Source organism: Streptomyces sp. NPDC021356 (assembly GCF_040641015.1).
In the GTDB taxonomy this organism is placed as follows: Bacteria; Actinomycetota; Actinomycetes; order Streptomycetales; family Streptomycetaceae; genus Streptomyces.
In genome coordinates this window covers 22,539-42,088 of record NZ_JBFACU010000050.1, presented here as the reverse complement: position 1 = coordinate 42,088, position 19,550 = coordinate 22,539, and the positions used below count along the sequence as shown (strand labels likewise).

Sequence of the window (19,550 nt, the reverse complement as noted above, 5' to 3'; positions counted from 1 at the left end):
CGGGGGCTTGGTGCGGGTGCCCGGCCCCGGGGGGGCCGGGGCGCCCCCCCCCGCCCGGGGGGCGGGGCCCGGCCCCCCCGGGGGGGGGGGGGGGCCCCCCCCCCCGGCCCCTGGTCGTGTCAGCGGGTCACGGCGTGCCGCTCGTCGGGGACGCAGTGGGTCATGGTCAGGCCCTCGACGTCGCGCGGCGGGTTCTTGCCCAGGTCGGACAGCCGCTTGCGGTCCTCATCCGTGAGGTCCTGGCCCGCCAGCGGCCCCAGGGCCGCCACGTCCTGCGGCGAGATGCCCAGCCCCTCGCCGACCTTCAGCCCCAGCTCGTTCTCGACCAGCAGGAAGTGCCACACCATGCGCTCCTGCACCGGCCGGTCGCACTGGGACAGCTGGCCGACGAAGTTCTTCACGAGGTCGTCGCGCTCCCACTGCTCCATCAGCAGGTAGCGCTGACCGGCCTGAAGGTAGTCGTTGGCGCGCGGGATGCGCGCGCGGGTCAGCCGGCCGCGGATCTCCGGCCCCTGTTCCTCGTGCGCGGGATAGGTCGCCTCGGGCAGGCCGCCGGTGATCGACGGCTCGTAGGTGACGATGGGGTTCACCCCGCCGCCGTCGATGTGGTACGTCATCTGGCCGTCGCGCTGGTTGGTGCGCACGGGGGCGTTCTTCGGCTGGTTGACCGGGAGCTGGAGGTAGTTCGGGCCGACCCGGTAGCGCTGGGTGTCGCTGTAGGAGAAGGTGCGCCCGACGAGCATCTTGTCGTCGGAGAAGTCCAGGCCGTCGACGAGGACGCCGGTGCCGAAGGAGATCTGCTCGTTCTCGGCGAAGAAGTCCTGGGGCATCCGGTCGAGCACCATCCGGCCCACGGCCCGGGGCGGGAAGTCCTGCTCGGGCCAGGTCTTGGTGTCGTCCAGCGGATCGAAGTCCAGCTCCGGGTGGTCGTGGTCGTCCATCATCTGGACCAGCAACTCCCACTCGGGGTACTCGCCGCGCCCGACCGCCTCGTACAGGTCCTTGGTCGCGTGGCCGAGGGAGTCCGCCTGGACGTTGGCCGCGTCCTCCTCGGTCATGCTGCGCACGCCCTGCTTGGGCATCCAGTGGTACTTCACCAGGACCGTGCGGCCGTCGTCGTTGACCCACTTGTAGGTGTTGACGCCGAAGCCCTGCATGTGGCGGTAGTCGGCGGGGATGCCGCGCGGGCTGAAGACGTTGACCAGCATGTGCATGGACTCGGGGGTCTGCGACATGAAGTCGAAGATCCGCCGGGGCTGCTGCTCGAAGGTCACCGGGTCGGGCTTGAGGGCGTGGATGACGTCGGGGAACTTGATGGCGTCCCGGATGAAGAAGACGCCGAGGTTGTTGCCGACGAGGTCCCAGTTGCCGTCCTCGGTGTAGAACTTGACCGCGAAGCCGCGCGGGTCGCGGGCGGTCTCGGAGGAGTCCCGGCCGCCGATCACGGTGGAGAAGCGCACGGCGACGTCGGTGCGCTTGCCGCGCTCCTGGAAGAGTCGGGCCCGCGTGTAGCGGCCGATGGGCTCGTCGCCCCAGGCGCCGTACGCCTCGAAGTAGCCGTACGCGGTCACGCCCCGCGCGTGCACGACCCGCTCCGGGATGCGCTCGCGGTCGAAGTGGCTGATCTTCTCCAGGAACTGGTAGTTCTCCAGCGTCGCCGGGCCCCGGGCACCGACGGTCCGCTGGTTCTGGTTGTCGTAGACCGGATGGCCCTGCCGGTTGGTGAGGACCTTCCGGTCGTCGCCCGGGGCGGGCCCCGCGCTGGCTGCGTCCGTCATGCCCGTGGACTCCTTCGACGTCGACTCGGCCCCGCGTCGCTCGGCGGGCTGTGCCCGGGATCGCCGTCCGGCACAGCGGGCGGCGGCCCGGCCGCACGCCGGCGCGTGCCCGGCCCGGCCCGCACCCACGCGGGTACGCCCACCTTCGCACCGTTGTGTCCACCTCACGGCCGGGGTTAGCCCGTTCGACGCGGCGCGGCCCGTTGGAGGCGGCGCGGCCCGTCGGAGGCGGCACGCCCCGTCGGAGGCGGCCCCGGCAGGCCTGCGCGGCTCCGGCCCGTTCAGCCGCATGCGGCGCCGCCTCCGTTCGAGGCCGGCCGTCGGTGTTCCTTGCGGCGTCAGCCGTCCGCGTGGCCCGGGGCGCCGCGGCCGGCCGTGCCGACGGTGTCGCCGGAGCGGGTCTCGCCGGCCAGGGTCTGCTGGGCGTGCGGGACGACGCGGATCAGCCGCAGGACGCCCCAGACGATGAGCCCGGCCCCCGCGAGTTCCGGCAGGAGCCACACCCCCGTGCGGATGTGCTCGCCGAACAGGGTGACGCCCAGCAGCAGGCTCACCGTCGCGTCGCCGATGGTCAGCGCCGGCTGCGAGGCCGCCAGCGAACCGGCCTGCAGCGCGTTCTCCAGGAGCAGCAGCGAACTGACTCCGACGACGGCGAACCCGTAGGTCTGCCAGGTGGTCAGGAAGGCGACGAAGCCGTCGGCGTCCAGGATGCCGCTGGCCGACTTGAGCATGGCGGCGGTCAGCGCGTTGCCGATGGCCGCGGCGGCGGCCAGGACGGCGGCCCGCAGCAGCGGGGAGCGCCGGGCCCGGGCCAGGACCACCGCCCCCGCCATCGCGCCGAGGCAGACGATCAAGGCGGGGACCCAGCGCACCATGGGTGCCTGGTCGTGGGAGCCGGAGGGCGAGGCCGAGACGAGGACGAGCGCGAGACCCCCGACCACTGCCGCGACGGCCCACCAGCCCGCGGCGGGCAGGCGCCGGTGCATGAGAGTGCCGGCGATGAGCAGGGCGAAGGGCAGTTCCATGATGAACAGCGGCTGGACGAGCGCCATCGGCCCGTTGACGAGCGCGAGCGCCTGGAACATGGCGGAGGCGATGACTCCGCAGATGCCCGCGAGCCACACCGGCCGCCGCGCCAGGGCGAGCACCAGGCGCAGACCGCCGCCGGTGGGCACGGTGGAGGCGGCCTTCCGCTGGAAGGCGGTGCCCACGGCGTTGCTCGCGGCGCCCAGGACGGCGAAGAACACGGCCAGCCCGATCACAGGTCCACCATGCCCGACGGACGGCGTCCCGTCCTGCCGCGGCACCCGACGCGCGGTCATCACGACCTCTTGGACTTGTCATAAGAGCGCCTTATGACCTCATAGGCCGGACCCGCGTACCCACTTAGGCTTGCCTTAGCTTAGGGTTGCCGACGAGTCGTACGTTCACCGCTCGAAGGGAACCTGATCATGCCGCGCCCCCTGCGGGTAGCCATCGTCGGAGCCGGCCCCGCCGGTATCTACGCCGCCGACGCCCTGCTCAAGTCCGGCGTGGCCGCCGAGCCGGGCGTGTCCATCGACCTCTTCGAGCGGATGCCGGCGCCGTTCGGCCTGATCCGCTACGGCGTCGCCCCCGACCACCCCCGGATCAAGGGCATCGTCACGGCCCTCCACCAGGTGCTGGACAAGCCGCAGATACGCCTGTTCGGCAACGTCGACTACCCCGGCGACATCAGCCTGGACGACCTGCGCGCCTTCTACGACGCGGTGATCTTCTCCACCGGCGCCACGGCCGACCGGGCGCTGTCCGTGCCCGGCATCGAACTGGACGGCTCTTACGGCGCGGCCGACTTCGTCTCCTGGTACGACGGGCACCCGGACGTGCCGCGCACCTGGCCCCTGGAGGCGGAGAAGGTCGCCGTCCTCGGCGTCGGCAACGTGGCCCTCGACGTGGCGCGGATCCTGGCCAAGACCGCCGACGAACTGCTGCCCACGGAGATCCCGCCGAACGTGTACGAGGGCCTGAAGGCCAACAAGGCGCTGGAGATCCACGTGTTCGGCCGCCGTGGCCCGGCGCAGGCGAAGTTCAGCCCGATGGAGCTGCGCGAGCTGGACCACTCCCCCAACATCGAGGTCGTCGTCGACCCCGAGGACATCGACTACGACGAGGGCTCCATCGCCACCCGGCGCGGCAACAAGCAGGCCGACATGGTCGCCAAGACGCTGGAGAACTGGGCGATCCGCGACGTCGGCGACCGGCCGCACAAGCTGTTCCTGCACTTCTTCGAGTCCCCGGCGGAGATCCTCGGCGAGGACGGCAGGGTGACCGGCCTGCGCACCGAGCGCACCGAGCTGGACGGCACCGGCAACGTCAAGGGCACCGGCACCTTCAAGGACTGGAACGTCACGGCCGTCTACCGGGCCGTGGGCTACCTCTCCGACCGGCTGCCGAAGCTGCCCTGGGACGACGACTCGGGCACCGTCCCCGACGAGGGCGGCCGGATCATCGGCGAGACGGGCGAGCACGTGCAGTCGGCGTACGTCACCGGCTGGATCCGGCGTGGCCCGGTGGGGCTGATCGGCCACACCAAGGGCGACGCCAACGAGACGGTCGCCAACCTGCTGGCCGACCACGCGGCCGGCCGGCTGCACACCCCGGCCTCCCCCGACCCTGAGGCCGTCGACGCCTTCCTCGCCGAGCGCGAGGTCCGGTTCACCACCTGGGAGGGCTGGTACCGCCTCGACGCCGCGGAGAAGGCCCTGGGCGAGCCGCAGGGCCGGGAGCGCGTGAAGATCGTCGAGCGTGAGGACATGCTGAAGGCGAGCGGCGCGTAAGGACCGCGGGCCCGCGGACAGAGGACACGCACGAGCCGTGCCGCCTTCGCGGTGGCACGGCTCGTGCGTCGTTCGCCGCCCGGAGGGGCCCGTTGCCGCAGGCGCCCCTACTTGTTCGCGCAGGCGTTCCCGGCGGCGGGGTTGAGCAGGCCGACCACGTTGATCGAGTTGCCGCACACGTTCAGGTCGAGGTCGATGGGGACCTGGATGACATTGCCCGAGAGCACACCCGGGCTGTTGGCCGCGACGCCTTCCGCGCCGGCGTCGGCGGCGGCGGTGCCCGCGCACGTCATCAGGGCCGCGCCCGCCAGGACCGCGGCAGCCGTCATTCGGATCCTCATGGAGAACTCCTGTCGTTCGAAGTGGTACGTGCCCTCCACAGTGAGGGCCTCCGGCGGCCCGGGGCAGGAGGCGGCGGCCGAACGGAGTAGCCATGTCAGCCTCCCCGGGTGCGGGTTGAGCCGAACGGGGCGCGGCGCCACCGCCGTACGGGGGGCGCCTCATGGCGCTCGTAGGGACGTCTCACTGTCCTACCGGCGCGTCAACGAGGCTTCGCCGCCCGCCGCGGGCACCGCGGCCGTCCCCGGCGCCGCCGGGCGGCAGCGGGGCCGGCCGCGCGCGGTCGCGCTGACCTCCCGCGAAGCCGGTCGCGGAGGGCGCAGCGGGGGCGGGCAGGCCGTCCGCGCCGCGCCGGTGGCGGGACCCCCCGCACCGATCATGATCCGGAGCGGTGATACTGGGGGACGAACGCCGTCCCCGCCCGCAGATTGGCCCATGTCGAACTCTCCCGCCTCCCGCCCCGCGGCACCGGCCACCGTGTGGACCGCCCGCGGCCGCCATCCCGGTCCTGCCGCGGCGGACGCCGTCCGGCGCCGCCTGGAGAAGCTCAAGGCCGACGACGTCCTGCACAGCCACGCCGAGCCGGACGACGTCGACCGCTCCCGCGAGCACGTCTTCGAGGCCCGCTGGCTCGCCCCCGGCGAGGTGACCGTGCGGGCGCGCCTCGCGCTCACGCCGCTGCGCGGCGCCGCCGAGGGACAGCAGTGGGTGCTGGTGGCGGAGGCGGAGCAGCCGTGGGAACCGCGCTGGCCCTCCCCCGTGTCCATGTTCTGGCCGAGCGAGCCCGGCCCCGGCGGCTGGGACCACGAGGCCGTCACCGGGCTGCGGCTCGGGAACGTCAACCCGCTGCCCGAGGACGACAAGGAGCTGCGACGCGTCCTGCGGCACGCGGTGCGCGACACCTGGTGCGTCCACGTCGTCGTGCACGAGGCCATGACCCCGGACGAGCGCGGCCGGTCGGCGCTGGTGCGCCTGCTGCCCGAGGGGCTGCGGCACCGGGTCGTCGAGCACCGCGCCGCCCCGCAGCGACTGCGGGCCGTCAACTGGGTGCTGGACGACTACGGGGCGCGGGTGCCGCGCGGCGGCGCCGTCGTCCTGCCCGGCTCTGCGGAGCCCCCCGGTTACGACGCGGAGCGGTTCTCCGTGCGCAGCGTCTTCCTGGACGGCAACGAACCGACGGAGGTGCTGGACGCCGTCCGGCGTTTCGACGCGCTGCCCAGGCCGCTGCCGGACGGCGGCGACCAGGCGCTGGCCGCGCTGCGTGAGCAGTGGCACCTGATGACTCTGGAGGAGCAGCTCGCCCACGCGCGCGAGCTGGTGGCCATGTACGCGGAGGCCCTGGACGCGATGACGAAGTCCCGGGACCTGTACCGGGACGCGGCCGAGCGTGCCAACGAGGCTCTTGCGGTCTACCGCGAGTCGGCCGGGCAGGGTGCGCTGCCCGGCCGCAAGCCGTCCGGTCCGTCGGGCCGCTCACCCTTCCAGCACCTGGCGCGCGGCCTCGAACGGCTCCGGGGCAGCGCCGTGACGCGCCGCCCGGACGCCACGGCGGAGTCCGCGCGGGAGTCCGCGCCCGCGCCGGAGAGCGGACCGGAGAACGGACCGGAGAACGGACCGCCCTCGGATCCGGCCGGAAGCTGATCCCCCGCCCTGCCCGGCTCGGGAGGGGAGGGCGGTCGGTCGAGCGCGGCCGGTCGGGCGCCGCGCCGGGCGCGGCCCGGGGTGCCGGGACGTGTCAGGTGCCGCAGTCTGGATACGCGGGGTGCACGGCATCACGGCCGTCCGCACCGCGCGCCCGCGCCACGCCCGTCCGGAAGGTCACGTCATGGGCAGCGACCAACACACCGGGCACCGTTCCGGAACGACGCTCCGGGTCAACGGCAAGCCCCACACCCTCGAACTGGACCACCGCCGGGTCCTGCTGGACGTCCTGCGCGAGGATCTCGACCTCACCGGGGCGAAGAAGGGCTGCGACCACGGCCAGTGCGGGGCCTGCACGGTCCTCGTCGACGGGCGCCGGACGAACAGCTGCCTGCTGCTCGCCGTCGCCCTGGACGGCTGCGAGGTGACGACCGTCGAAGGGCTGGCGGGCGACGGCGAGGAACTGCACCCGCTGCAACGGGCGTTCCTGGACCGGGACGCCTTCCAGTGCGGGTACTGCACGCCGGGGCAGCTCTGCTCCGCCGTCGGTGCCCTGGCCGAGGCCGCGGCGGGCCATCCGTCCCACGTCACCGACCCTGCCGCGCCCTCCGGCCGCCCCGTCGCGCTGGACGCGCGGGAGATCCGGGAGCGGATGAGCGGCAACCTGTGCCGTTGCGGCGCCTATCCGCGCATCGTCGAGGCCGTGGAGGACATCGCCCCGTGAAACCCTTCGGCTACGTACGCGCGGGCAGTGTGGACGAGGCGGCGGAGGCGTTCGCCGCGCACCCCGGCGCCCGCTATCTCGGCGGCGGCACCAACCTGGTCGACCTGATGAAGCTGGGCGTGGAGCGGCCGGACTTCCTGGTCGACGTCTCCCGGCTGCCGCTGGACGCGGTCGAGGAGCTGCCCGACGGTTCGCTGCGGGTGGGCGCCACCGTGCGCAACAGCGACCTGGCGGCGCACCCCCTGGTCCGGGACCGCTGGCCGGCGCTGTCCCAGGCGCTGCTCGCGGGCGCCTCCGGCCAGCTGCGCAACGCGGCCACGACCGGCGGCAACCTGTTGCAGCGCACCCGCTGCCCGTACTTCCAGGACCTGTCCAAGCCCTGCAACAAGCGGGAGCCCGGCAGCGGCTGCGGGGCCCTGGAGAGCGTGCACCGCGACCACGCGGTGCTCGGGTACTCCGAGCGGTGCATCGCCACCAACCCGTCGGACATGGCCGTGGCGCTGGCCGCCCTGGACGCGACGGTGGAACTGTACGGGCGGGAGGGCGCTCGCAGTGTCCCGGCGTCGGAGTTCCACCGGCTGCCCGGGGAGCATCCGGAGCGGGACACCGAGATCCGCCCCGGCGAGCTGATCACCTCCGTGGTGCTCCCGGCGGCCACCGCCGGGCTGCCCTCGGCGTACCGCAAGGCCCGCGACCGGGCGTCGTACGCGTTCGCCCTGGCGTCGGTCGCGGTGGTGCTGCGGGTGTCGGAGGGCACCGTGGCGTACGCGGGGATCGCCTTCGGGGCGCTGGCCCACCGGCCCTGGCGGGCCACCCGCGCCGAGGAGGCGCTGCGGGGCGGCCCGGCCACCGCCGGGGCGTTCGCGGACGCGGTGGACCGGGAACTCGCCGCGGCCCGGCCCCTGCGCGACAACGCCTACAAGGTGCCGCTGGCCCGCAACCTCGCCGTGGACGTCCTGACCCGGCTCGCCGCACCCGCCGCGGTCTGACTCCGCCGGGACGGGCACCCGCCGCCCGTCAGCCGTCAGCCGTCAGCCCAGCCATCACCCGTCACCTGTCACCCATCAGCCCCGACCGTCTTGTCACAGGAGGACTCCATGGCCGGCACCGGTACCGCGCTGGGCGCTCCCGTCGAGCGCCGCGAAGGGCGCCTGAAGGTCACCGGCGGTGCCCGCTACGCCGCCGAGCACCCGCTGCCGGGGCGTGTCCACGCCTGGCCCGTGCCGGCGGCGGTCGCCCGGGGCCGGGTGACGTCGGTCGACGCCGCGGCCGCCCTGGCCCTGCCCGGCGTCCTGGCGGTCCTCACCCCCGAGAACGCGCCCAAGATCGCCGAACCGGAGGACGCCGCGCTCGCCGTGCTGCAAGGACCCGGGGTGCCGCACCGCGGCTGGTTCGTCGCGCTCGCCGTGGCCGAGTCGCCGGAGGCGGCCCGCGCCGCCGCGGCGGCGGTCCGTGTCGGCTACGAGGCGGAGGACCCCGACGTCAGGCTGACGGAGAACCACCCGGGGGTCTACGAGCCGGAGACCGCGAACGGCGGCTTCCCGGGCCGCCGCGAACACGGCCACCCCGAGAGCGCGTTCGCCTCCTCCTCCGTCCGGATCGACGTCACCTACCGCGTGCCGCCGCTGCACAACCACCCGATGGAGCCGCACAGCAGCACGGCCCACTGGGACGGCGACCGTCTGATCGTGTACACATCCAGCCAGGGCGGCACGGCCGTACGTGACACGCTCGCCCAGCTGTTCGAGATGTCCGAGGAGCGGATCACCGTCGTCGCCGACCACGTGGGCGGGGGCTTCGGCTCCAAGGGCACCGCGCGCCCCGACGTGGTGCTCGCCGTGATGGCCGCGCAGGTGACCGGACGGCCGGTCACCGTGGCGCTGCCGCGCCGGTTCATGCCCGCTGTCGTCGGCCACCGCGCGCCCACCCTGAACCGGCTTCGCCTGGGGGCCGACTCCGACGGCCGCCTGACGTCCCTCACCCATGTGGCCACCACCTGGACCTCGCGCATCACGGAGTTCGTGGAGCAGGCCGCGGTGCCCGCCCGCGTCATGTACGCCGCGCCGCAGAGCCTCACCACACACCGGGTGGTGCCCCTGGACGTGCCCTCCCCCTCCTGGATGCGCGCGCCCGGCGAGGCGCCCGGCATGTACGCGCTGGAGTCCGCCATGGACGAACTGGCCGACGCGCTCGGCATGGACCCGGTGGAACTGCGGGTGCGCAACGAGCCGGACCGGGAGCCGGACAGCGGCAGACCGTTCAGCAGCAGGCACCTCGTGGAGTGCCTGCGCGAGGGCGCCCGGCGCTTCGGCTGGCAGCGGCGCGACCCGCGGCCCGGGTCGCGCCGGGAAGGCCCCCTGCTGGTCGGCACGGGCGTGGCCGCGGCCACCTACCCGGTGTACGTGCAGCCCTCCGCCGCGCAGGCGCGGACACTGCCCGACGGGACGTTCGTGGTGGGGATCAACGCCACCGACATCGGCACCGGGGCCCGGACGGTCCTCGCGCAGGTGGCGGCGGACGCGCTCGGCGTGCCGCTGGAGTCGGTGCGCATGGAGGTGGGCGACAGCGACCTGCCGCCCGCGTCCCTGGCCGGCGGATCCTCGGGGACCGCGTCGTGGGGCTGGGCCGTGCACGAGGCGTGCACCCGGCTGGCGGCGCGCCTGGCCGACCACGCGGGGCCCCCGCCCGGGTCGGGGCTCAGCGTCCGCGCGGACACCACCGGGCAGGCCGACGCGGAGAGCTCCTACGCGCGCCACGCCTTCGGGGCGCACTTCGCCGAGGTCACCGTCGACACCGTGACGGGCGAGGTCCGGGTGCGCCGGCTGCTCGGCGTCTTCGCGGCGGGCCGGATCCTCAACGCCCGTACCGCGCGCTCGCAGTTCATCGGCGGGATGACCATGGGGCTCGGCATGGCGCTGACCGAGGGCAGCACCATGGACCCGGTGTTCGGCGATTTCGTCGAGTCGGACCTGGCGTCCTACCACGTTCCGGCGCACGCCGACGTGCCCGCGGTGGAGGCGCACTGGATCGAGGAGACCGACACCCGGCTCAACCCGATGGGGAGCAAGGGGATCGGCGAGATCGGCATCGTGGGCACCGCCGCCGCCGTCGGCAACGCCGTCCACCACGCGACCGGGGTGCGTTTCCGTGAACTGCCGCTGACCCCGGACAAGGTGCTCGGCGGCCTGGCGGGCTGACGCACGGCCCTTCCGGGACACCCCGTGCGGAGTGCCCCGGTTCGTCCCGCAGGCGCCGGTATAGCCGGGTTCCTCCCACGGGCGCCGGTGCGGCCGGTGGTCAGGCCTCGGGCTGGGGTGCCGATGCCTCGGGCAGCGACGCCGGTGCCTCGGGGCCTGGCCCCGGGTGCCGTTCGGCCACCTGCACCATCAGCAGCAGGGCCAGGGCCGCGAGCGAGGCCAGCGCGGCGCACACGGCGGTGAGCCCGGCGCTCGACGGCGGAGCCACCGTGACGGCGAGGGCCCGGGACAGGGCGGCCGGGGCGAACCTGCCCTCGACGTAGCCGAGCGCGGCCAGCGCCGCCGGCACCACCGAACCCGCGACCAGGACCGCCACCCCGGCGCGCAGGACCAGCGCGAGCGCCAGGGCGCCGCACAGGCCCGACACCGCGAGGGCGGCGCCGTGGGCGAGGGCGGACGTGCCGTCGCGGCGCAGCGGGAAGTGGGCCGCGCCGCACACCACGAGAGCCGCCGCCGCGACCCAGCCGGGCCAGAACACGAGCCGCGGGTGGGCTCGTTCGCCGTCGTCGTCCCGTGGGACCGGCAGGCCGGCCGCCTCGAAGCCGACGGGGCACTCGGCAGCGGCGTCGAGGGGGCCGCCCGGGCGGCCGGGCGGTGCTTCCGCGTCGGTGGCGGCGGCTTCCGCGTACGGCTGTTCGAAGGCGAGGGCGGGCGCGAGGGCGCTCTTGCGGGTCAGGCCGCCGATGAGGTCCGCCAGTTCCTCTGCGGTGCGGGCGCCGACCGCCGCCCGGACGGCCTCCCGGGCGCAGTGCGGCTGCTGCGGTGCCTCGTGCAGCAGCGCCACCAGGCGGGTGACCTCGTCGAGGTCGCGGTGCTCGACGGCGGCGCGGATCGTGGCGTCGGCGCTCTCGGCCGGCCGCGGTGGCCGGGTCAGCTCGGCGACCAGCCGGGCGACGTCCTCCACCGGGCGGTCCAGGGCGGCGGCGCGCAGCACCCGCCCGGCCGTGTCGGCGTAGTGCGGGGACTTCTCCAGGAGGGTGACGAGCCGGACGACCTCCTCCAGGGGCCGGCCGCCCACGGCGTAGCGGACCGGGCGATGGGCGGGCTCGCCGTCCGCACCGTCCGTCCCACCGCCGCCGGGAATCCCGCCGGGCGGAGCGGCCCGGTGGATCTCCTCGGTGAAGGCGATGACGGACGGGTTCGGCTGGGGTGGTGAAGAGCGGGTGGTCATCTGGGCTCCATGGCAGGCATGCGGCCGCTCCTGTGCCCCCGAGGTGCGGCACGCGACTTACCCTGACCATTACTAGAGCGGACTGCGAAGCGGCGCCACCCGGGCGCGGCACGGGAGTGACGGCGTCCCGGGACGCGCGCCCCGGGACGAGGAGGAGGGAGACAGGAACGGTGGACTCCACCACGACGGTGATCCTGGTCACCGCCGTCCTCGCGGGCGCCGTGCTCGCCGGGGCCGTCGCCGTGCTCGTACGCCTGGTGCGCGCCCGGCGCGCGCTGCGCCGCGCCGGACTGCCGACGGGCCCTCGCTGGGTTTTCTGGGGCGCCGTCCTCTACCTGGTGCTGCCGGTCGACCTGGTGCCCGATCCGGTGTACCTCGACGACATCGGTGTCCTGCTCCTGGCGCTGCGCACGCTGCACGGCGCGGCCGGCGGTGCCGATCTGCGCGGGGTCCTGCCGGGGCGCCGAGCGGGGCGTTCGGGCTCGCGGGGGCTGCCGGACGCCCATGATTACGGTCCGTAAGGAAACCATTCACCCGTTCGATTCGTATAAGTCTCCGGAACCCGAAACAAAGTCAGCGGGCCAAGCGACACCGCAAGGATGACCACCGCTTGATCGCGGCTGCACCGACAGGGGAGAGACGATGCAACCGTTCGCGCTCAACTACGCACGTCCGGCCGTGGAGTGGGAGGCCGGTACGCCGTACGTCTACGACTCCGGACTCCAGTTGAACGTGCTGCCCGACGGCAGGATCGCCGCGTGCGACCAGGCACTGCTGAGGGAGCTGGGCACCACCACCTCGACGGCGGGCTCCAAGACGCATTTCGACGACTGAACACGGTCGGCGACGATGACCGTTCTGATCCTCACGGGCGAGGAGGATGTGACGGCGGACATGGTGGTGGTCCACCTGAACGCCTCCTCGGTCCCGGTGGTCCGGCTCGATCCGGCCGACCTGACCGCGGGCGCCGCGCTCTCGGGCGAGTACGTGCACGGCTCCTTCCACGGCCATCTGTCGTGCGCGGGACGGCTGGTGGGCCTGAGCGGGCTGCGCTCCGTCTGGGTGCGCAGGCCCGGCGCGCCGGCGGCCCGTGCGCCGCAGCCGTCGGCCTGGCTCACCGAGGAGGCGGCCCAGGCGCTGTACGGCATGCTGCGCGGCAGCGGGGCGCGGTGGATGAACCACCCCGACGCGGCGCGCCGTGCCCGGGTGAAGCCCTGGCAGTTGCGGCTCGCCCAGCGCTGCGGGCTGCCGGTGCCCGCGACGCTGATCACCACCTTCCCACAGGCCGCCCGGGAGTTCGCCGCGCGCTTCCCGGACCTGGTGGTCAAGCCGGTCTCCGGCGCGCATCCGCAGGAGCCGCCGCGAGCGGTGCCGACCAGCCGGGTGGCCCCGGACGCGGACTTCGCGGCGGTCGCCTTCGGCCCCACCCTGCTGCAGCGGCGCGTCGCCAAGCGGGCCGACATCCGCCTCACCGCCGTAGGGGACGCGCTGCTGGCCGCGCGCAAGGCGACCCCCGCGGACGCGGACCCGGACGAGGTCGACGTCCGCTTCGCCTCGGCCAGGACGCCCTGGCGGCCGGTCGAGGTGCCCGCGCGTACGGCCGCGGCCGTTCGGCGCTATCTCCAGGAGGCGGAACTGGCCTACGGCGCTTTCGACTTCGCGGAGGACGCCGACGGCGTGTGGTGGTTCCTGGAGTGCAACCAGTCCGGGCAGTTCGGGTTCGTCGAGGTGGAGACCGACCAGCCGATCGCCCGTGCGATCGCCGAGTGGCTGGCCCGCCCGGGGACGTCCGTGGCCGAATCGTGACCTACGTGACCGCCTCGCGTGTCGGCACGCAGTGCCAGGACGTACCGCAGGCGTCCCCACCCCCGTGTCCGGGGAGTTCAGACGGCCAGGGACAGCCCGCTGTCGCCGTCCGCGTCCGTGGCGACGTCCGCCGCCCGGCCGGTGGCCAGCAGCAGCGCGTCCGCCCGGACGATCGCGTCGTGGACGCTGGTGGTGCCCATCATGACGCACAGCGTGTAGCTCACGTCCTCCAGCTCCCGAGCCGTCTCGGCCCGCTCCCTCTCCGCCTGCGCGATCTTCAGTGATGCGTACCGAGTCAGCAACGTCCTGACGATCTTCGGGTCCGGAACCAGCACGGAGCGCCCCTCTCTCGATTTTTGCTGCGTATGCCCCAGGCACGCCGTGCCATGCATGCCGACCACCTCGCGAGACATGATTGACCAGATTCAGTCGATTTCCGGTGGATCACCCGTGGATCGACGGCGGGGCCCGCTGGCCGTCACCGGCCACCGTCCCCGGCCCTGGGGCGCGCACGGGCGCCGGTGGCACACCGCGCGGGCCCCGCGTATCCGGCGCAGTGACAGGACGCCTTCCCCGAGGGGGAAGAACGATTCGGGATCCTCGAAGCGGCACGTGCCGCGCTCGATTCGCTGGGTGACGCTCACCGGGGCCTCCGCCGCACACTCGGCCGCACCTGCGCGGACAGCCCCCGTCCACGGCGACACGGCGCCGCACGGCCCGGCAAGGTAGAGGCAATATAGGTGCTTTTCCGGCCTACGGCCAAGATTGGGCGAGCGGCGCGCACCGGACACACCGGAGAACAGGGCGTCAGGAGCGGTTCCGGGCGGAGGGCTTGCGGCCTCGAGGGGGGACCGGTAGCGGATCCTTCGGGCGCGTGGCGTGATTCGGGCCGATCAGATCCGGCCGTACGCGGCGGAGGCAGGGGCAACCAGGGCGGACACCCGGTTCCCGCACGCCTCGCGTCGGGCGGCCTGGCCGCTGTCCGGCACCGTGTGATCCCCGCCGTGGGGCAGGAGTTCGCCGTGGGTGCCGATCTCCTCGATCCGGCCGTCCGCCATGGCCAACCGCTGCGGCTGACCTCCGGAGAGCCAAGGCGACGTTCTCCCGGATCGCGCCGTCGAACAGGACCGGCCCCCGGGGCACGACGGAGACGAAGCGGCGATAGGTGCGCAGGTCGAGCGTGCTCATCTCGGCGCCGTCGAGCAGCAGTCGGCCCGTGGCGGGACGTGACAAGCCGATGACCGGGTCGAGCAGGGTGGACCTGCCGGCGCCCGAGGCGCAGACGAGGGCGAGGGTCTCCCCCGGTGCGACGGCGAGGGTGAAGTCGCGCACCGCCGGGCGCCCGTCGTCGTGGGCGAGGCCGGCGCGGTCGAAGGTGAGGGCGCCGTGTCAGGAGACACCCTTCATTCGGCGAGCGCGTCGGCCAGTTCCGTGGTGGCCCGGGTGATCTCCCCGTCCTGGTCCGCGAGCAGCGTGCTCAGGGCACCGGACCGGGCGCGGACCGCCTGCCGCGCCCGCCGCTCCCACACCACCGGGTTCTCCCGGTGGTTGAGGAGTTTGGGGTAGACGGCCGCCACGCTCTCCCACTGGCGGGCGCCGGCGATGTTCCTGAGCAGCTGGATGATCTGCGGCCGGCAGGTCACCTGCGGGGTCTGGGCCAGCTCCCACAGGAACGGAACGGCGGCGGCGGTCGCCTGCTCCACCACGAAGCCGTACTGGCAGATACGCCTGCGCAGGTCGTCCAGGGCGGCGCGGGCGGCGTCGGCGTCGCCCCCGGCCATCCTGCGGAGCAGCTGGGGGACGCCGGCCGCGGAGCCGGTGGAGTCCCTGATGTCGCTCCAGGGCACCTGCCCGAGTGCGGAGAGGGGCGTGGTGGCGGCCACGCCGGTCGTGGGGGTCGCGCGGTCGGTGCGCTGTGTGCTCGGCTGCTCCGTCGGTGCGGTGCGCATGGCGTCGGGCCTTTCCGCGGCGGTCGTATGGGGGGAGGGTCCTTCAGCGGGGCGGGCGCGTCGGCGGCTCCACGGCCCCGGGGGCGACAGCGGTACTCGCGCCCGGCGTGCTGAGCGGGAGGCTCGCAGGTGAGGACATGGCCGCTCCCTGAGACGACGTCACCGAGGCGCGCTGACCCGGGGGTTGACGCTCCGGCTATTATCCACGCTGTCAGCGTCCGCGTGCAATTGCACGCGAAATTTCTCGTGAAAGTGCGCGGAAGAGGGAAGGATCCGGAAGGGACGCCGCCGGAACCCGACGGCGCTCCGCGCACAGCTTGCGACGGAACCGGGAACAGCGAGGAGACTGCGGTGCCACCAGTGCCGAACGGAGTGCGGGCCAGTTCGTTGGACGCCCGCTGGGTCAAGAGCAGGCACAGCAACGCCGAGGGGAACTGCGTGGAAGTCGCCGCGCTGACCGGCGGAGGCATCGCGGTGCGCAACTCCCGCGATCCCGACGGCCCCGCCCTGGTCTACACCCCGGCCGAGGTGGCTGCCTTCCTGGCGGGCGCCAAGGACGGGGAGTTCGACCACCTTCTGTGGTGATCCGCGCCCATCCACGCTGAAGCGGAGGGGAGTTGGCGAGTTGCCGATACGTGCTCGGACGGATGCCCTCCGCAGCGGGCCGGTGCGATAGTGTAAGTCTCAAGTCTGCCGGTCCACTGGGGAGTCAGGATGTCCGCCGAGCCGCATCGCCTCTCCCGCCTGGAACCCTATCTCGACCGTTCCGAGCCGGCGCCGACTCTGCTGAAGATGCTGGTCGGCGTCCAACTGGCCGGTTTCCGCGAGGACGCCGGGATGTCCCAGGAGCAGGCGGCCCGCGGGCTCGGCTTCAGCACCGCGAAACTCTCGCGCATCGAGTCGGGCAAGGGCCGCCGGCCTCCCACAGAGGGCGACGTCCGCGCTCTGCTGGGGCTGTACGGCACCGACGACTACGAGTCCTCGGTGCTGCTGAAGCTGCTGCAGCGGGCCGGGGAACCCGGCTGGTGGCAGCGCTACGACAAGCGGCTGATGCCCGAGTGGTTCGACCGCCTCGTCGGTCTTCAGGAAGCCGCGACCGCGATCCGCACCTTCGAGATCCAGTACGTGCCCGGACTGCTGCAGACCCAGGCGTACGCGCGGGCGGTGGTGGAGCGCGGTCTGCCGACCGCCTCCGCGAGCGAAGTGCGCCGCCGCGTCGAACTGCGGACGCGACGCACGGAGTTGCTCACGCGCGAGGACGCGCCGCAGGTGTGGGCGATCATGGACGAGTCGGTGCTGCTGCGCGTGCTCGGCAGCCGCGAGACCATGCGGGAACAGCTCGACCGCCTGGTGGAGCTGGCCCGGCTGCCGCACGTGACCCTGCAGATCGTGCCGCTGGACGTGACGAACGCGTCGGCGCCCGCGATACCCGTCACCTACCTGCGCTTCGGCGGACTGGACCTGCCGGACGTCGTCTACCTCGAACACATCAGGAGCGCCAACTTCCTGGAGGACCGGGACGAGACCGAGGAGTACCGGATCTCCCTGGACCGGCTGGCCGACGAGGCGCTGACGCCCCTGGAGTCCATGGCGCTGCTGCACAGGACCATGGACGAGCGCTACCCGGCGCCCTGACCGGGACGCACGCGGACATGGACGCGGCGCCGGTCCGCTACCGGACGACGTCCGCTACCGGACGACGCCTATCCCACCGAACTCCACCCACTCGTGCGTGAGCTGACGCGGCGCCACCTCGGTGTCGGGGCGCCAGGTCGAGACCTCGACCAGGCCCGGTTCGAGGATCTCCAGACCCCCGAACCACTCGGCGACGTCCTTCTCCTCACGCACCCGGCCCCAGTGACCCTGGGTGGCCTGGGCCATGAAGTCGGTGACGAACGTCCGCACCTCGGGGTCTTCGCTGACCAGTTGGCACATCAGCATGATGCTGCCGGGTACCAGCCGCTCACGGACCCGCTCGACCACCGCGAGCGGGCCGTCGGTGTCACTGTCCGGGATGCAGTGGAACACCGAGTTGAACAGCACGGCCACCGGCTGGGAGAAGTCGATCAGCCGCCGCGTGTCCTCGTGGGCGAGGATCTGGTCGGTGTCCCGCATGTCGGCGTGGATGACGGCGGTGCGCTCGTCCTGCTGCAGGAGGGCGCGGCCGTGCACCAGCACCATCGGGTCGTTGTCCACGTAGACCACGTGTGTGCCGGGGTCGATGCGCTGGGCGACCTGGTGGACGTTGTCCTGGGTGGGCAGGCCGGACCCGTGGTCCAGGTACTGGCGTATCCCGTACTCCTGCGTGAGCGTTCTGACCGCCCGCTGCAGGAAGCGGCGGTTGTTCAGGGCGAGCCGGCGCGTGCTGGGAACGACCTTGTCCAGTTCCTCGCACGCCACCCGGTCCGCCGTGTAGTTGTCCTTGCCACCGAGGTAGTGGTCGTACATGCGGGCGGCGGTCGGCACGTTCATGTCGATCTTCGTGGACAGCTGGTTCTCCGTAGGCATCGATCCCCCAGATTCGCCGAATCCACCGCGCCAACTGGGCCGGTTCGACTGAGAGTACATCCTGGGGAACCCGTGTTTGCCCGAACCTGTCCACGGCTGATCGCAGGGCCCGCGACCCGGTGTCCGATCGTCCCGATCGGCCCGATCCTCACAGATTCTTCACGTCGTCGGGCCCATCGACGTCGCGGTTCGGAGCACCCGCCTCCCGTGTCGGAGAAGGAGGCGTCGTGGTGCTCGTCGCTGTTCTGCTGCTGCCGCTCATGGGTGGGCTCCTGCTGGTCATGGACCGGATCGAGGACCGGATGTCCGGCGCTGCCGCGGCCCGTGACCGGCCCACCCGGCACCGCAGGCACCTGCGCCTGATCCCGGGCGGCCGGCGGGACGGCGCGCGGCAGCCCGGTCCGGCGGCGGAGCCGGCCGAGCAGGAGGAGGCGGCCTGAGCGGCGCCCGCGCCGCCGCTTCGGGCGTCCCGCCGGGCGGGCCTCTCCCGGCGCCCGGCCTGTGTGAAACCCTCGGCGAGGCCCGGCCCAGCGCGGGCCCCGGTCGTCGTCCTGGTCGATGTTCGACGCGGACACAGGCACGGATGCCCGGAACGGACGTTCGATACAGCGGAGAGGCAGCGGCATGCGCATCGGACTGCTCGGTACCGGTCCCTGGGCCCAGATGGTCCACGCCCCCGCCCTGGGCGGGCACGACGGACTCGACTTCGCCGGGGTGTGGGGGCGCCGCCCGGCCGCCGCCGAGGAGCTGGCCGCGCGCCACGGCACCCGTGCCTACGCCGACGTCGACGCGCTGCTGGCGGACGTGGACGCCGTAGCCGTCGCCCTGCCCCCGGACGTCCAGGCCGAACTGGCGGTGCGCGCCGCCCGCGCCGGCTGCCACCTGCTGCTCGACAAACCACTCGCCGCGGCCGTGTCCGCGGGCCGGGCCGTCACCGAAGCGGTCCGTGCGTCCCAGGTGGCCTCGGTGGTCTTCTTCACCACCCGGTTCCAGAGGGCTCCGGAGGCGTGGATCGGCGAACAGGCCGCCCGGGGCGAATGGTTCACGGGGCGGGCCGAGTGGCTCGGCGCGGTGTTCACCGGCGACAGCCCGTTCGCGGCCTCCCCGTGGCGGCGCGAGAAGGGCGCCCTGTGGGACGTCGGCCCGCACGCGCTGTCAGTGCTGCTGCCCGTCCTGGGCGACGTACGGCGGGTGTCGGCCGCCGCGCCCGGGCCCGGGGACACGGTGCACGTGGTCCTCGACCACGTCGGCGGCGCTTCGGCCACCCTGACCCTGAGCCTCACCGCCCCGGCCGCCGCCGCGGGGGCCACGGTGGAGTTGCGGGGCGCGGCCGGGGCCACCGTCCTGCCCGAGGGGCCCGAGGAGGCGGTCGGATCCTTCCGCCGGGCGGCGGACGCGCTGACCGAGGCCGCGCGCACCGGACGAGCGCACCCGTGCGACGCCGCCTTCGGACTGCGGGTCACGGAGATCCTGGCCGAGGCCCAGACGCTGCTGGGCCGCGACGCCGGCTGAGGCGGGACACGCCCGCTCCCCCGCCGCGGCCCCCGCCGCACGCGGCGGT

The 19,550-nt window shown here is 73.7% G+C and carries 20 protein-coding genes and 1 pseudogene; 12 read left to right on the top strand and 9 right to left on the bottom strand.

Annotated features, from left to right (window positions below; translation table 11 throughout):
• Nucleotides 1–119 precede the first annotated feature (119 nt).
• Nucleotides 120–1,778 carry a catalase gene (locus AB0G56_RS38365; RefSeq protein WP_360979731.1) on the bottom strand — a complete coding sequence of 553 codons (1,659 nt, stop codon included), beginning with the start codon at nucleotides 1,776–1,778 and terminating at the stop codon, nucleotides 120–122.
• Between the two features lie 338 nt (nucleotides 1,779–2,116).
• Entirely contained in the window at nucleotides 2,117–3,040 is a 924-nt protein-coding gene (locus AB0G56_RS38360; RefSeq protein WP_360979728.1) for a DMT family transporter, read from the bottom strand.
• A gap of 189 nt (nucleotides 3,041–3,229) precedes the next feature.
• On the opposite strand from AB0G56_RS38360, the gene AB0G56_RS38355 reads away from it, so the two are divergent.
• On the top strand, nucleotides 3,230–4,594 hold the full coding sequence (locus AB0G56_RS38355) for an FAD-dependent oxidoreductase (protein ID WP_360979726.1): 1,365 nt from the start codon (nucleotides 3,230–3,232) through the stop codon (nucleotides 4,592–4,594).
• A 107-nt stretch (nucleotides 4,595–4,701) separates the two neighbouring features.
• Here AB0G56_RS38355 and AB0G56_RS38350 read toward each other — a convergent pair whose 3' ends face one another.
• On the bottom strand, nucleotides 4,702–4,935 hold the full coding sequence (locus tag AB0G56_RS38350; RefSeq protein ID WP_360979723.1) for a chaplin: 234 nt from the start codon (nucleotides 4,933–4,935) through the stop codon (nucleotides 4,702–4,704).
• 433 nt (nucleotides 4,936–5,368) lie between these two features.
• On the opposite strand from AB0G56_RS38350, the gene AB0G56_RS38345 reads away from it, so the two are divergent.
• The 4 genes from AB0G56_RS38345 to AB0G56_RS38330 all read left to right on the top strand — a co-directional run bounded on the left by AB0G56_RS38345 (nucleotide 5,369) and on the right by AB0G56_RS38330 (nucleotide 10,495).
• Nucleotides 5,369–6,574, top strand: a complete 1,206-nt coding sequence (locus AB0G56_RS38345; RefSeq protein WP_360979720.1) for a hypothetical protein — start codon at nucleotides 5,369–5,371, stop codon at nucleotides 6,572–6,574.
• A gap of 184 nt (nucleotides 6,575–6,758) precedes the next feature.
• On the top strand, nucleotides 6,759–7,298 hold the full coding sequence (locus AB0G56_RS38340; RefSeq protein WP_360979717.1) for a 2Fe-2S iron-sulfur cluster-binding protein: 540 nt from the start codon (nucleotides 6,759–6,761) through the stop codon (nucleotides 7,296–7,298).
• Complete coding sequence (locus AB0G56_RS38335; protein ID WP_360979714.1) at nucleotides 7,295–8,287, top strand: xanthine dehydrogenase family protein subunit M; 993 nt, start codon at nucleotides 7,295–7,297, stop codon at nucleotides 8,285–8,287. The genes AB0G56_RS38340 and AB0G56_RS38335 overlap by 4 nt, the downstream gene beginning before the upstream one ends.
• A 108-nt stretch (nucleotides 8,288–8,395) precedes the next feature.
• Complete coding sequence (locus AB0G56_RS38330; protein ID WP_360979711.1) at nucleotides 8,396–10,495, top strand: xanthine dehydrogenase family protein molybdopterin-binding subunit; 2,100 nt, start codon at nucleotides 8,396–8,398, stop codon at nucleotides 10,493–10,495.
• A 100-nt stretch (nucleotides 10,496–10,595) separates the two neighbouring features.
• Here AB0G56_RS38330 and AB0G56_RS38325 read toward each other — a convergent pair whose 3' ends face one another.
• Nucleotides 10,596–11,726, bottom strand: coding sequence for a hypothetical protein (locus AB0G56_RS38325; protein ID WP_360979708.1), 1,131 nt, complete (start codon nucleotides 11,724–11,726; stop codon nucleotides 10,596–10,598).
• A 170-nt stretch (nucleotides 11,727–11,896) separates the two neighbouring features.
• On the opposite strand from AB0G56_RS38325, the gene AB0G56_RS38320 reads away from it, so the two are divergent.
• From AB0G56_RS38320 to tgmB, 3 genes are all read left to right on the top strand, one after another.
• Nucleotides 11,897–12,247, top strand: coding sequence for a YkvA family protein (locus AB0G56_RS38320; protein ID WP_360979705.1), 351 nt, complete (start codon nucleotides 11,897–11,899; stop codon nucleotides 12,245–12,247).
• A 121-nt stretch (nucleotides 12,248–12,368) separates the two neighbouring features.
• Nucleotides 12,369–12,560 carry a putative ATP-grasp-modified RiPP gene (gene tgmA, locus AB0G56_RS38315; RefSeq protein ID WP_360979702.1) on the top strand — a complete coding sequence of 64 codons (192 nt, stop codon included), beginning with the start codon at nucleotides 12,369–12,371 and terminating at the stop codon, nucleotides 12,558–12,560.
• 15 nt (nucleotides 12,561–12,575) lie between these two features.
• Complete coding sequence (tgmB, locus tag AB0G56_RS38310) at nucleotides 12,576–13,532, top strand: ATP-grasp ribosomal peptide maturase (protein WP_360979699.1); 957 nt, start codon at nucleotides 12,576–12,578, stop codon at nucleotides 13,530–13,532.
• Nucleotides 13,533–13,609: 77 nt separating this feature from the next.
• Here the strand turns inward: tgmB and AB0G56_RS38305 are convergent, their stop codons facing one another.
• The 4 genes and pseudogenes from AB0G56_RS38305 to AB0G56_RS38290 all read right to left on the bottom strand — a co-directional run bounded on the left by AB0G56_RS38305 (nucleotide 13,610) and on the right by AB0G56_RS38290 (nucleotide 15,481).
• A complete protein-coding gene (locus AB0G56_RS38305) occupies nucleotides 13,610–13,867 on the bottom strand; it encodes a DUF5133 domain-containing protein (RefSeq protein ID WP_360979696.1) in 258 nt (85 codons plus the stop codon).
• 558 nt (nucleotides 13,868–14,425) lie between these two features.
• Nucleotides 14,426–14,590, bottom strand: a complete 165-nt coding sequence (locus AB0G56_RS38300; RefSeq protein WP_360979734.1) for a hypothetical protein — start codon at nucleotides 14,588–14,590, stop codon at nucleotides 14,426–14,428.
• A gap of 25 nt (nucleotides 14,591–14,615) precedes the next feature.
• A pseudogene (locus AB0G56_RS38295) lies at nucleotides 14,616–14,864 on the bottom strand (ATP-binding cassette domain-containing protein); the annotation flags it as partial.
• Nucleotides 14,865–14,935: 71 nt separating this feature from the next.
• Nucleotides 14,936–15,481 carry a hypothetical protein gene (locus AB0G56_RS38290; protein WP_360979693.1) on the bottom strand — a complete coding sequence of 182 codons (546 nt, stop codon included), beginning with the start codon at nucleotides 15,479–15,481 and terminating at the stop codon, nucleotides 14,936–14,938.
• Between the two features lie 351 nt (nucleotides 15,482–15,832).
• On the opposite strand from AB0G56_RS38290, the gene AB0G56_RS38285 reads away from it, so the two are divergent.
• A complete protein-coding gene (locus tag AB0G56_RS38285; protein WP_360979689.1) occupies nucleotides 15,833–16,066 on the top strand; it encodes a DUF397 domain-containing protein in 234 nt (77 codons plus the stop codon).
• Between the two features lie 129 nt (nucleotides 16,067–16,195).
• The gene (locus AB0G56_RS38280) at nucleotides 16,196–17,116 is read left to right on the top strand and encodes a helix-turn-helix transcriptional regulator (RefSeq protein ID WP_360979686.1); all 921 of its coding nucleotides are present in this window, start codon (nucleotides 16,196–16,198) and stop codon (nucleotides 17,114–17,116) included.
• A 54-nt stretch (nucleotides 17,117–17,170) separates the two neighbouring features.
• On the opposite strand, the gene AB0G56_RS38275 is transcribed toward AB0G56_RS38280, so the two are convergent.
• Nucleotides 17,171–17,989 carry an SAM-dependent methyltransferase gene (locus AB0G56_RS38275; RefSeq protein ID WP_360979683.1) on the bottom strand — a complete coding sequence of 273 codons (819 nt, stop codon included), beginning with the start codon at nucleotides 17,987–17,989 and terminating at the stop codon, nucleotides 17,171–17,173.
• Nucleotides 17,990–18,219: 230 nt separating this feature from the next.
• Here AB0G56_RS38275 and AB0G56_RS38270 point away from each other — a divergent pair, with 230 nt between their 5' ends.
• Both AB0G56_RS38270 and AB0G56_RS38265 read left to right on the top strand, forming a co-directional pair.
• Nucleotides 18,220–18,429, top strand: coding sequence for a hypothetical protein (locus AB0G56_RS38270; RefSeq protein ID WP_360979680.1), 210 nt, complete (start codon nucleotides 18,220–18,222; stop codon nucleotides 18,427–18,429).
• 184 nt (nucleotides 18,430–18,613) lie between these two features.
• The gene (locus AB0G56_RS38265; RefSeq protein WP_360979678.1) at nucleotides 18,614–19,501 is read left to right on the top strand and encodes a Gfo/Idh/MocA family oxidoreductase; all 888 of its coding nucleotides are present in this window, start codon (nucleotides 18,614–18,616) and stop codon (nucleotides 19,499–19,501) included.
• Nucleotides 19,502–19,550 lie beyond the last annotated feature (49 nt).

Coding starts and splice junctions, on each gene's coding strand:
- AB0G56_RS38365 (WP_360979731.1), bottom strand. CDS start 1,778: ATGACGGACGCAGCCAGCGCGGGGCCCGCCCCGGGCGACGACCGGAAG.
- AB0G56_RS38355 (WP_360979726.1), top strand. CDS start 3,230: ATGCCGCGCCCCCTGCGGGTAGCCATCGTCGGAGCCGGCCCCGCCGGT.
- AB0G56_RS38350 (WP_360979723.1), bottom strand. CDS start 4,935: ATGAGGATCCGAATGACGGCTGCCGCGGTCCTGGCGGGCGCGGCCCTG.
- AB0G56_RS38345 (WP_360979720.1), top strand. CDS start 5,369: ATGTCGAACTCTCCCGCCTCCCGCCCCGCGGCACCGGCCACCGTGTGG.
- AB0G56_RS38340 (WP_360979717.1), top strand. CDS start 6,759: ATGGGCAGCGACCAACACACCGGGCACCGTTCCGGAACGACGCTCCGG.
- AB0G56_RS38330 (WP_360979711.1), top strand. CDS start 8,396: ATGGCCGGCACCGGTACCGCGCTGGGCGCTCCCGTCGAGCGCCGCGAA.
- AB0G56_RS38325 (WP_360979708.1), bottom strand. CDS start 11,726: ATGACCACCCGCTCTTCACCACCCCAGCCGAACCCGTCCGTCATCGCC.
- tgmA (WP_360979702.1), top strand. CDS start 12,369: ATGCAACCGTTCGCGCTCAACTACGCACGTCCGGCCGTGGAGTGGGAG.
- tgmB (WP_360979699.1), top strand. CDS start 12,576: ATGACCGTTCTGATCCTCACGGGCGAGGAGGATGTGACGGCGGACATG.
- AB0G56_RS38300 (WP_360979734.1), bottom strand. CDS start 14,590: ATGGCGGACGGCCGGATCGAGGAGATCGGCACCCACGGCGAACTCCTG.
- AB0G56_RS38290 (WP_360979693.1), bottom strand. CDS start 15,481: ATGCGCACCGCACCGACGGAGCAGCCGAGCACACAGCGCACCGACCGC.
- AB0G56_RS38280 (WP_360979686.1), top strand. CDS start 16,196: ATGTCCGCCGAGCCGCATCGCCTCTCCCGCCTGGAACCCTATCTCGAC.
- AB0G56_RS38275 (WP_360979683.1), bottom strand. CDS start 17,989: ATGCCTACGGAGAACCAGCTGTCCACGAAGATCGACATGAACGTGCCG.
- AB0G56_RS38265 (WP_360979678.1), top strand. CDS start 18,614: ATGCGCATCGGACTGCTCGGTACCGGTCCCTGGGCCCAGATGGTCCAC.